Source organism: Thiohalorhabdus sp. (genome assembly GCF_036628635.1).
Lineage (GTDB): Bacteria > Pseudomonadota > Gammaproteobacteria > Thiohalorhabdales > Thiohalorhabdaceae > Thiohalorhabdus.
In genome coordinates this window covers 1-10,526 of the sequence record NZ_JAZKRM010000060.1, presented here as the reverse complement: position 1 = coordinate 10,526, position 10,526 = coordinate 1, and the positions used below count along the sequence as shown (strand labels likewise).

The 10,526-nt window shown below is 70.3% G+C and carries 8 protein-coding genes; 6 read left to right on the top strand and 2 right to left on the bottom strand.

From position 1 onward, the window contains the following. Positions 1 to 109 precede the first annotated feature (109 nt). From V5A19_RS12700 to V5A19_RS12685, 4 genes are read left to right on the top strand one after another with little or no spacing between them, the layout of a single operon-like run. The gene (locus tag V5A19_RS12700; protein ID WP_332319775.1) at positions 110 to 388 is read left to right on the top strand and encodes an NADH-quinone oxidoreductase subunit K; all 279 of its coding nucleotides are present in this window, start codon (positions 110 to 112) and stop codon (positions 386 to 388) included. Then, positions 388 to 1,803, top strand: coding sequence for a complex I subunit 5 family protein (locus V5A19_RS12695; protein ID WP_332327876.1), 1,416 nt, complete (start codon positions 388 to 390; stop codon positions 1,801 to 1,803). The genes V5A19_RS12700 and V5A19_RS12695 overlap by 1 nt, the downstream gene beginning before the upstream one ends. After that, positions 1,800 to 3,293 (top strand): proton-conducting transporter transmembrane domain-containing protein, encoded by a 1,494-nt coding sequence (locus V5A19_RS12690; RefSeq protein ID WP_332327875.1) that lies wholly within the window; start codon positions 1,800 to 1,802, stop codon positions 3,291 to 3,293. The genes V5A19_RS12695 and V5A19_RS12690 overlap by 4 nt, the downstream gene beginning before the upstream one ends. After that, the gene (locus tag V5A19_RS12685; protein ID WP_332327874.1) at positions 3,290 to 4,903 is read left to right on the top strand and encodes a complex I subunit 5 family protein; all 1,614 of its coding nucleotides are present in this window, start codon (positions 3,290 to 3,292) and stop codon (positions 4,901 to 4,903) included. Before V5A19_RS12690 ends, V5A19_RS12685 begins: the two co-directional genes overlap by 4 nt. Positions 4,904 to 5,390: 487 nt before the next feature. Here V5A19_RS12685 and bcsS read toward each other — a convergent pair whose 3' ends face one another. After that, positions 5,391 to 6,089 (bottom strand): cellulose biosynthesis protein BcsS, encoded by a 699-nt coding sequence (gene bcsS, locus V5A19_RS12680; RefSeq protein ID WP_332319449.1) that lies wholly within the window; start codon positions 6,087 to 6,089, stop codon positions 5,391 to 5,393. 33 nt (positions 6,090 to 6,122) lie between these two features. Continuing rightward, a complete protein-coding gene (locus V5A19_RS12675; protein ID WP_332319448.1) occupies positions 6,123 to 8,273 on the bottom strand; it encodes a glycosyltransferase in 2,151 nt (716 codons plus the stop codon). Positions 8,274 to 9,582: 1,309 nt separating this feature from the next. Between V5A19_RS12675 and V5A19_RS12670 the strand changes: the two genes are divergently transcribed. After that, positions 9,583 to 9,825 carry an antitoxin gene (locus V5A19_RS12670; RefSeq protein WP_332319447.1) on the top strand — a complete coding sequence of 81 codons (243 nt, stop codon included), beginning with the start codon at positions 9,583 to 9,585 and terminating at the stop codon, positions 9,823 to 9,825. Then, positions 9,825 to 10,229 carry a type II toxin-antitoxin system VapC family toxin gene (locus tag V5A19_RS12665; protein WP_332319446.1) on the top strand — a complete coding sequence of 135 codons (405 nt, stop codon included), beginning with the start codon at positions 9,825 to 9,827 and terminating at the stop codon, positions 10,227 to 10,229. Before V5A19_RS12670 ends, V5A19_RS12665 begins: the two co-directional genes overlap by 1 nt. Positions 10,230 to 10,526: the final 297 nt, after the last annotated feature.

Genomic DNA, 10,526 nt, shown 5'->3' with positions numbered 1-10,526 from the left:
CCTGGGCCAAGGCCTGGATCCTGGCCATCGAGGCGGCCGCGGCGCTGTCCATCGCTGTCCTGCTGAGCCAGCTGTTCGCCGGCGGCCGCCCCGTGACCGGAGGGCAGCGGTGACCGCGGTCATCTATCTGGGACTGGGGCTGTTCCTGGCGGTCCTGGGAAGCATCGCCACCTTCCTGCACCGCGATGTCCTGCGCCGCATCGTGGCGCTGAACGTCGCCGGCACGGGGGTTTTCCTGGCGCTGGCGGCGGGTGCTGGGCGCGGCGGCGCCGATCCGGTGGCCCACGCCCTGGTCCTGACCGGGATCGTGGTGGCCGTCGCTATTACCGGCGTGGCCCTGGTGCTGCTGGCGCGGCTGGCGGAGAAGGACGGGGAGGGCGATCCCTGATGGCTCAGGCGGCGCTGCTCATGGTGTTGGTGCCTCTGGCCGCGGCGGTGATCGCCTGGCTGGCCCCTCGGGCGGCCGCAGCTGTGGGCCTGGCGGCAGCCACGGGAGTCACCTTGGCGGTGGCAGTAGCCACCGCCGGAGTGGCCACCGAGGGGCCGTTGAATCTCGTGATCGGAGGCTGGCCGACGGGGCTGGGCATCCGGATCCGGGTGGACGGCGTGAGCGTGGTGTTCCTGCTGGCGAGCGCCCTGGTGGGCCTAGCGGCCACGGTCCACGCCCGCGACTACTTCGCCCGGGTCACCGGCTTCTGGGCCCTGTGGCTGCTGCTGTGGGCGGCGCTCAACGGCGTGTTCATCACCGGCGATGCCTTCAACGCCTACGTCGCCCTGGAGCTGGTGGGGCTCGCCGCCGCCGCCCTGGTCACCCTGGACGGCAGCCGGCCGGCCCTGGCGGCGGGGCTGCGCTACCTGCTGGTGTCCCTGGCCGGGGCTACCGCCTACCTGGGCGGCGTGGCGCTGCTGTACGCCACCACCGGGACCCTGGATCTGGCGGCGCTGTCGGCGGCGGCCCCGGCCGGTTCGGTCACCGGCGTTGCCGGCGCCCTGATCCTGACCGGTCTGATGCTCAAGGCGGCCCTGTTTCCCCTCCACACCTGGCTGCCGCCGGCCCACTCGCGCGCTCCGGGCCCGGTGAGCGCGGTGCTGTCGGCCCTGGTGGTCAAGGCGGCGCTGTTTCTGGCCTGGCGCTGGCTGGTGGTGCTGCCGTTGCCGGCGGGGGCCGAGGTGCTGGCGGTCCTGGGCGGTGCGGCCGTGCTGTGGGGGTCGGTGCAGGCCCTGCGGGTGGGCCGGCTCAAGGGCATCATCGCCTACTCCACCGTGGCCCAGATGGGCTTTCTGGCCATGGGCCTGGGCCTTGCCGGCGAATCGCCGCAGGCGGCCACCGGGGTGGCCTATCTGGCGCTGACCCACGCCCTGGCCAAGGGCGCTTCCTTCCTGGGAGCGGCCAACGTCATCCGCGCCGCCGGCCACGACCGCTGGCCGCTGGCCGCGGTCGGGCTACGCGGGCGGCCCCTGACCCTGATGGCATTTGCCCTGGCAGCGGTGAGCCTAGCGGGGCTGCCGCCCTCGGGCGGGTTCGTGGCCAAGTGGTACCTGCTGCAGGAGGCCCTGTCGGCGGGGCGCTTCGGTCTTGGCCTGACTTTCCTTGCCAGTGGCTTGCTGTCGGCGGCCTACCTCTACCGCATCCTCCAGCCCGGACTGGACCCCCGTCCCCCGGCCGTCCCCGCTCGGCCCCCGAGCCGGGCCATGGAGTGGGCGGCGCTGGGCCTGGGGCTGGTGGTGACGGCCCTGGGTGTGGCGGCGGCCTGGGCCCCGCCTTTGGTGGGTACCGGGCCGGTAGTGGGGCCCGGATCGTGACCGGGCTGCTGCCCATCCTGGCCGTGGCCCTGCCCGGTTTCGCAGGCCTGATCATCTTCTTCATCCCCGAGGGGCGCCACGGGTTGCGCACGGCCGTGAACCTGGGCGCCGCTGGAGGCAAGCTGGGGCTGGTGATCGTCCTGCTGGGGGCCGTGGCCCTCGGTGCCGTCGCCGAGGTGGCCCTTCCCTGGCTGCCGGGACGGCCCCTGGCCCTGCGCACCGACGCCCTGGCCCTGCTGTTCCTGTCGCTGTCGTCGTTTTTGTGGCTGCTGACCACCCTCTACGCCGTGGCCTACCTGGAGGGCTCGCCCCACCGCAGCCGCTTCTTCGGCTTCTTCAGCCTGTCGGTGGCGGCCACCGCCGGTATCGCCCTGGCCGGCAACCTGGTCACCTTCTTCTTCTTCTACGAGCTGCTGACCCTGGCCACCTACCCGCTGGTTGCCCACCGGGAGACCGCCGAGGCCCGGCGCGCCGCCGCCGCCTACCTGCGCTACACCCTGGCCGGCGGCGCCCTGCTGCTGCTGGGGATCGTGTGGCTGGAGGCGGCGGCGGGCCCGGTGACCTTCGCCCCCGGCGGGACCATCGCCGACAATCCCGAGGTAGCCCCGGCAGTGGCGGTGGCGACGTTCGGCCTGATGCTGGCCGGAGTGGGGGTCAAGGCGGCCATGGTGCCGCTGCATGGCTGGCTGCCCCGGGCCATGGTGGCCCCCGCCCCGGTCAGCGCCCTGCTGCACGCGGTGGCCGTGGTCAAGGCCGGCGCCTTCGGCATCGTGCGGCTGGTCTACGACGTCTACGGCGTCGGCCATGCGGAGGTTTTAGGCCTGCTCGACATCCTGGTGGTGGCGGCCACTGTCACCATCCTGTGGGGCTCCCTCCGCGCCCTGGCCCAGGACGATCTCAAGCGGCGCCTGGCCTATTCCACGGTGAGCCAGGTGGCCTACATCGGCCTGGGAGTGGCGGTGGCCGGGCCCATCGCCACCGTGGGCGGCATCGTCCACATCATCCACCAGGGCCTGATGAAGATCACCCTGTTCTTCGCCGCCGGCAATCTGGCCGAGACCCTGGGCATCCACCGCATCAGCCGCATGGACGGCGTGGGCCGGCGCATGCCGCTGACCATGGCGGCCTTCACCGTGAGCGCCCTGGGCATGATCGGGGTGCCGCCCACGGCCGGGTTCGTCACCAAGTGGTACCTGGGGCTGGGCGCCCTGGAGTCGGGCAGCGTCTGGGTGCTGGCGGTGCTCGCCGCCAGCAGCGGGCTCAACGCCGCCTACTTCCTGCCCATCCTCCAGCGGGCCTGGTTCCGCCCGGCCGTGGCGGGGGAGTGGGCCGACCACGGCTCACCCGGGCGGTTGGAAACCCATTGGCTGCTCCTGCTGCCGCCGGCGGCAACGGCCGTAACGGCCCTGGTGGTGGGGGTGGCCGCCGGTAGCCCCTTGAGCCCGTTGGCCTGGGCGGAGCTGGTGGCGCAGCGGGCCTACGCACCATGAGCCCGGCGGCCGTCCTCCTGCCCCTGGTGCCGGCGCTGCCGCTGCTGTGGGCGGCGCTGGCGCTGCTGCCGCGGGCCCGGGCGCTGGTGGCCGGCACCGCCGCCATCCCGGCGCTGCCCGCGCTGTTGGCGGCGGCACTGCTACCCGAGGGCGCCGGGGCCACCACCGACTGGCTGCTGCTGGGTACCGAGTGGCGCCTGGAAGGCCCGGGACGGCCCCTGCTGGCGGTTTCCGGCCTGCTGTGGGCGGCCGCCGGTCTCTTCGGCCGGGGCTATCTGGCGGGCAAGGCGCGCCGGTGGCGCTTCGACGGCTTCTTCCAGCTGACCATGGCCGGCAGCCTGGGGCTGATCGTGGCGGTGGACGCCGTGGGCTTCTACACCCTGTTCGCGGTGATGAGCCTGGCCAGCTACGGCCTGGTGGTCCACCACGGCGACGCCGAGGCCCGCCGCGCCGGGCGGGTCTACATCATCCTGGCGGTAGCCGGCGAGGTGGGGCTGCTGGTGGGACTGGTCGGCCTGGCCGGCGGATTCCCCGGCACCTGGCCGGCGCTGGCCCTGGGCCTGGCGATCAAGGCGGGTGTGCTGCCGTTGCACGTTTGGCTGGCCCTGGCCCATCCGGTGGCGCCGGTGCCGGCGAGCGCGGTGCTCAGCGGCGCCATGGTCAAGGCCGGGCTGCTGGGCTGGCTGCGCTTCCCACCGCCGGAGACGCCGGAATTCTGGGGGCTGATGATGGCCGGGCTGGGGGCGGTGGGGGCCCTCTACGCCGGGCTGGTGGGCCTGACCCAGACTCGGCCCAAGGTGGTGCTGGCCTACTCCACGGTGAGCCAGATGGGGGTGATGACGGCGGCCCTGGGCCTGGCCTGGGCCCGCCCCGAGGCGGCGGCGCTGGCCGCCGCGGTGGTGGCCTACGCGGTCCACCACGCCCTGACCAAGGGCACCCTGTTCCTGGGCGTGGGCTGGCTGGAGGCCGGCGGCGGCGCCGCAGCCCGGCTGACGGTATGGCTGGGGGCCCTGGTCATGGCCGGACTGCCGGCCACCGGCGGGGCCGCCGCCAAGGCCCTGCTCAAGGAGCCGCTGGGGGCCCTGCCGGCGGCCTACGGGCCGGCCGGCTGGTGGCTGACCGCCAGCGCGGTGGTCACCGCCGTCCTCATGGCCCGGGTGCTGGTGGTGCTGCCCGGCGGGGGCAACGGCACGGCGCGGTCCATGGGCCTGGCCACCCTGGGGCTGGCCATTGCCATGCTGGCGGTACCGTGGGCCTGGCCGCCCCTGGCCGCGGGCGCCGCCTACTCGGTGACCAAGGGCCTGGCGGGCACCCTGGCGCCTCTGGGGGTGGCCGGAGTGGCGGCGGCAGCGCTGATCCGCTGGCGCGGCGCCCGGCCCTGGGGCCCGGCGGTGCCGGTGGGCGACCTGCTGGCCCTGCTGCCCCTCCCCGGCTGGCCATGGGCGCTGCCCACTCTCCCCCGAAGGCGGCTTAGGGGTCGGATCCGGCAGCAGTTGGGCGAGGCATCGGGGCGCCTGCGCCGGGGCGAGGCGGCCCTGGCCGGCTGGGGCGCCACCGGTTTAGTACTGCTGGGCTTGGCGGCGGTGCTGGGGATGGTGCTGGGGCGGTAAGGGCTTGAAGAGGATGGTCCATCCCCTGCCGGGCTAGCGAAACCGGTCCCTGCGGGTACGGGCGGTACCGCCAGCTGCTCAGCGCGCCGCCGCGTAGCCGTTTAGCTCGGCGATCCCAGCCGCTTCGACTCGCGATAGCCAGCTCATGGGCTTTCTGGCCCTGCTTCTGAAGGCGCACAGCAAAAAGCGGGCGTGGCTGGGGCCTCTTAGCCATCGGGATTGCTAAGGAGAACAGAAGTCTTGTCAGGTCCCGTCCCGGGGCGGAGGCAATAAGCGACTGGGGGATCCCGAAGGGCAGGGTTGTGCGCCTCCGGCACCCCCGCGTGGCCTTTTAGTTCGGCGTGTCCGAGCCGCGGTGTGCGCTGCGCGCCCCCGCGCAGTCCTTTAGATCGGCGAAACTGAGCCGCGGTCCCCGGAGCGGTTTGCCTCCCCCCGGACGGGCTGGAAGACTTTACTTCTGTTCCTTTTCGTATCAGGAAACAGATGGCTAGGAGGATCCGCCAGCCCCCCACGCCAGCTCCACCCCTGCATAGGGCGTGGCGCCGTCGGCGCCGTCCAGGCGCGCGCCCGCCTTCAGGGTGAGGCGCCGCCCGGGGCCCAGAGGCACTTGTCCCAGAATGGCTCCCAGCTGCACCGCCTGGTATTCCGGATCGCCCAGGGCCACGACCTCGGCCCCAGGCCACAGGCTCGGCCCGTGCCCGCGGAAGGCCCGCAACCGCCCCCAGTAGGCATCAATGCCCACCACGTAGCTGACTATGCCACGCAGGCGCCAAGGGCCCGGGGTCGTCCGCCCCGCCGCCTGCAGCTTGGCTCCCCAGCGCGCCCCCTGCACCGCGCTCTCCGCCCGGGATGGATCCAGGGTGGTATGGCGGTAAACCGCTCCCGCCGAAACCCCCAGTTTGCCCCCGGCCAGCGGCCACTGATAGCCCCAGGCCGCCTCGGCGCCGGGGGCGCGGGCCTCCACCTCGTCTGCCGCGCCCTCGTAGGTATAGCGCAACCAGTCCAACCAGTAGCGCTGGAACCAGCCGTCCCCCAGGGGGCTGCCGCTGCCCACGGGGGCCACCACCCCGGCGTAGGCGTAGGTGGTGTCCGGGCCGATCTCGGTGCCGGCCAGCCAAACCGGGCTGGCGGCGCCGACGGGGGTGCTAGCGGCCAGCAGCCAGGCCAGGATCCAGCGAGGGCGCATGGGAAAGGTCCTGATTCTCGGAGGCAAGGGGTGTCACCTCGTACTGGAAGAAGGGGCCGGTTGGAGAGTCCAGGCGCGTGGTCTCCCCCCCGGATGCACCACCACCCCCGCTTGCGTCCCCGGGGGCATTAGGCGGGGCCGACTCGCCGGGGGCAGGGGCTGAGGCAGGGCCAGGCGGGTGAATTGCTCCTGGGTGTCGACCGCCGCCACCCCGGGGATCTCCTCCGGCTCGTCGGGCTCGCAGCGGACGATTACGGGCAGCCACTGTCCCGCCTCTGGTGGCGGCTCGGAGGCCCCGCCCCGGAGCCACCCCCGCAGGGACTGCAGCGGGGTAGGCGCCGCCTCGCGCAGCCGGAAGAAGCGCCACTGAAGGTCGGAGCCGTACAGGAACAGGGTCAGCTGATCGCGGTCGGCCTCGGCCAGAGCAGTCAGGGACAGGCCCACCTCCCAGCCCGCGTTCCCGCCACCACCGGGATGCTGGTCCCGGACCTCGCCGCGGAAGGGTACCTCACCCCCCGGCAGCAGGATCTCGCCGTCCACGACACTCCCCACCTGCAGCCAGGGCGCCGGCTGGGCAAAGCGCAGGCGCAGCCCCGCCGGGGAGAGGTCGCCCACCAGGACTACCTGGGGGACCGCGCTGTCGTCGGCGGGCTGGACCCGGGCCGGGACCGCCACCGGGAACCGGTAGTCCCCGCGCCGGCGGGGCAGGCGGAGGGTAAAGACCACCACCGCAGCGGCAAGCCAGATGTTGAGCCCCGCCCAGAACAGGTTGGCCAGGTAGGCCCCCGGGGCCAGCCACGACCCGCCGGCCATCAGCACTGAGCCGGCCATCACGGCCCCGGCATTGAGCGCCAGGACGGCGGACTGGGGCGCCAGGTACCAGCGCGGGTCCTGGGCCCCGGCGGAGCCCTTGGGGGTCACCCGGAAGTGGCCGCCTCGCTGGAACCAGCCCAGCGTCGCCCGCAGGAAGGCGGCGAAGCGGGCCATGTTGTACTGCTCGATGTAGACGCTGCGGCCGTAGCCGCGGGCTAGCTCTTCGAACGCCCAGAAGTTCAGCAGGTAGTACGGCAGGAAATGGGCAACGAACGGCCAGCCGAAGGACGCGATGGGCATGACCCCGGTGGTCAGAACCACCACCGGTGCCAGGTAGAAGACCGTCTTCTGCCAGCCGTCGAAGTAGGTGGCCATGGAGGCCAGATAGTTCAGCCGCTGCGCCAGGGTGAGCCCCCGCGCGGTCAGCACCCCCTCCCGCCGCCACACCTGCATAGCCCCCACCCCCCATCGCACCCGCTGGCTCAGGAAGGGTCGCAGCGAGGGCGGGGCGAGGCCGAAGGCCAGGGACTCGGGATGATACAGCGAGCGAAAGCCTCGCTTGTGCAGCCGCAGGGAGGTGTGCAGGTCCTCGGTGACGGTCCCGGTGGCGAAACCGCCGATAGCGTCCAGGGCGGAGCGCCGAACTACGGCGCAGCTTCCGGCGAAGAAGGCGGCGTTGTTACGGTCCTTGCCCGGCAGGATGACCCGGAAGAACAGGGACTGCTCGGTCCAGATGAAACCGCGCCCGGGCTGGCGGCGGTGCTGGTAGGAGTCCAGGTTGTAGAAGTCCTGCGGGGTCTGCACGAAAGCCAGCCCGGGGTCCCGGAAATAGCCCAGGATGCGCACCAGGAAATCCCGGCGAGGCACGTGGTCGGCATCGAACACCGCCACCAGATCACCGACGCTGTGGGCCAATCCGTGGTTCAAATTGCCGGCCTTTCCGGCGGTTCGTTCTTCCCGGCCCAGGTAGCGGCACCCCAGCTCCTCCGCCAGGGCCCGCATCTCCGCCCGGTTGCCGTCGTCCAGCAGCCAGGTGGTGTGGGGATAGTCCATGTGCCGGGCAGCCAGTAGGGTACGACGCACCAGCTCGGGCGGCTCGTTGTAGGTGGGGATGAAGGCATCGACCCTGAGCCCGGGGTCGGGCGGGTCGGGCAGCACGGGGCGGCTGAGGCGCCAAACCATGAAGGTGTGCAGCAGGGCCCCCAAGAAGCCGTACACCTCGGTGCCGTACACGGCCCAGGAGAAAACCGGGGCATCGGGATTGAAGGTGGTGAGGCGCCAGAGCAGGTACCACGTCCCTACCACCAGGAAGGCCAGGACCACCACCTGCTGCCAGGGGCCAAGGGGTTCTTCGGTGCGCCCGTGAGGCATCCTTCTTCCAATCCGGAATAAACGTTGAACCCCCTTTCTTTCCCAGTATAACCCTCCCCTGCGCCGTCAACGGCCGCCCATCCCAAGGTCAGCCAGGTACCGGGTGTTGGATGGATTGGCGGCCGTTTCCGTGGGATGCGGTTCATGACGGCCCGAATGGCCGATTCCACGGAAGCCCGATAAGCCTTGAATGCGGTCGGTAGGCGTACCGGTCAGCCTGTCACCTAGCGCCGTGGGATGAAGGACTGGGGTGATCCGGACCGGCTTTACGGCTCGCCTTCGCCAAGGCCCGGAACCCGGTATCTTCTCCTTTACCGTTTTGGCTCCTCTTCGTAAAGCACCGGAAAATCCGAAGCTATCCGGGTAGCCGGTCCCAGCCTGTAAATCCCCCGTTGCATCCGCCCCTCCTGCTCGATCCTTGCCCTATACCGGAAAATATTTAAAAAACAGAAATTTGTATTTTGGTCAAGGAGAATGCCTTAGACCCACTGAGTGGGAAGACCTTGTTTACAGGAGCCCCCGTTGGACCGGAAAGCGTCCCTCCCTCCGTGGAGGCCCTGGCAGTGGGGCCGGCCAGGGGCAGGCGGGCCTCACGGGCTGGTCCTGTTGGGGGTACTGGCGGCATTGGGGCTGGCACTGGCTCGGTAAGGGCCCGGTTGAGTCCACCGGACACCGACTTCCGCCTCATCTTCCCGGGGCCGGGTATCGGCTCTTTGCCCGCTTTTTGGAACCTGAATACCCAAACGGTTCAGCCAGCCCGCCCGGTTTCGGCTGTAGGAGCCCGGCTTGGCCGGGCGAGGTTTGGGGTCAACCGAGCCGGCGGCTAACGGCTCGCCCAATGAATTGGGCTCCTACCGGTGCCAATCGGGTCCGGGCAGAGGCGGCTGAACCTGCTGGGTAATCGGGTCAGGTTTTGGAATGGGGCTATCCGCTTGGTTCAGGAGCTGCGGGCGGGAGCCTACCCTAACGGAACGTGCTCCGGGCCGGGGAGGCGGTCATCGCGAGCGCAGCGGCGCCCCTAAAAGCAGATTGCCACGCCCGACCACTCATCCCTGAGTGGTCGGGCTCGCAATGACAAACCCCCATGGACGCCGCTTAGGGAGGTTCGTCCTGAGGCAACCGGATAGGCGGTTTCTGTTTAGGAAGGTAATCCCGTTGGTGGCTATGGGGCTCTGGAAAGAGGCGAAGCCCTGGGACTCGGCAAGGCCATGCTGCCATCTGGGCTGGGCCCATGGTGGGCGGAGCTTGACGGGGATAGGTCGCTGGCCTATGTTTAAGCATATGCCATGCGAGTGACGGAGGACCGAGAATGGAATCGGAACGGCTCGTCCGCCTGTTTAGGAATGGTCGGAACCAGGCCATTCGGATCCCCAAGGGATTTGAGCTGGAAGGGGATGAGGCCATTCTCCGCAAGGAAGGGGACCATTTGGTTATCGAGCCGGTGCCCCAAAAGGGGTTGCTGGAGGTTCTGGAAAACCTCGAAACCCTGGAGGTCGATTTCCCGGACGTGGATCGGGATCTGGGGGAGCCGGGCGAGGTGGACCTTAGCTGATGGCCCTTGAGTACTTGCTGGATACCAATATCCTTTCGGAGCTGGTGCGACACCCCCACGGGCCGATCACCCGGAAAATTGCCGAAGTAGGGGAAAATGCCGTGGCTACCAGTATCGTCGCGAGCAGCGAGCTCCGATTCGGTGCCTACAAGAGCGATTCGCCCAAGCTTCGGGCCCAAGTGGAAGCGGTGCTGGGTGCCATCGAGGTATTAGCGCTGGATAGCCCTGCCGATGAGGCTTATGCGGAGATCCGGTGGGGCCTCCAGGAACAGGCCCGGCCCATTGGCCCCAACGATATGCTCATTGCCAGCCATGCCCGGGCTCTGGACCTTACCCTGGTAACGGCCAATAGGGCCGAGTTTCAGCGGGTCCCCGGTTTAAGAGTGGCGAACTGGCTGATCTGAAAATTGGCTATCCGGTTCCCTCAGGAAGTAGGCCGGAATTCGGGATCGTCTCCTGTGGGAGCGGCCATTGGCCGCGACAGGAAGGGCCTCCGATCCCAGTCGGGGTGGTAGCCCCTCCCACAGGCACCCTCCCTCCTGAGCGGTTCCGGGATTGGCCACTCCGAGATCTTTGCTCCCCTCGGTAACGAGCAATTTCCGGCGCGGTGGATCCCCTTAGACACGGGATCGGCTATTTCCGCCCCACCACCACCGCCTCGTTGCCCTCGGCGTAGAGGTGGATCTCCGGGGTCATGCCCA

What these genes read in the sequence shown, in the direction of transcription:
- V5A19_RS12695 (WP_332327876.1), top strand. Translation starts at nt 388, where the DNA reads ATGGCTCAGGCGGCGCTGCTCATGGTGTTGGTGCCTCTGGCCGCGGCG.
- V5A19_RS12685 (WP_332327874.1), top strand. Translation starts at nt 3,290, where the DNA reads ATGAGCCCGGCGGCCGTCCTCCTGCCCCTGGTGCCGGCGCTGCCGCTG.
- bcsS (WP_332319449.1), bottom strand. Translation starts at nt 6,089, where the DNA reads ATGCGCCCTCGCTGGATCCTGGCCTGGCTGCTGGCCGCTAGCACCCCC.
- V5A19_RS12675 (WP_332319448.1), bottom strand. Translation starts at nt 8,273, where the DNA reads ATGCCTCACGGGCGCACCGAAGAACCCCTTGGCCCCTGGCAGCAGGTG.
- V5A19_RS12670 (WP_332319447.1), top strand. Translation starts at nt 9,583, where the DNA reads ATGGAATCGGAACGGCTCGTCCGCCTGTTTAGGAATGGTCGGAACCAG.
- V5A19_RS12665 (WP_332319446.1), top strand. Translation starts at nt 9,825, where the DNA reads ATGGCCCTTGAGTACTTGCTGGATACCAATATCCTTTCGGAGCTGGTG.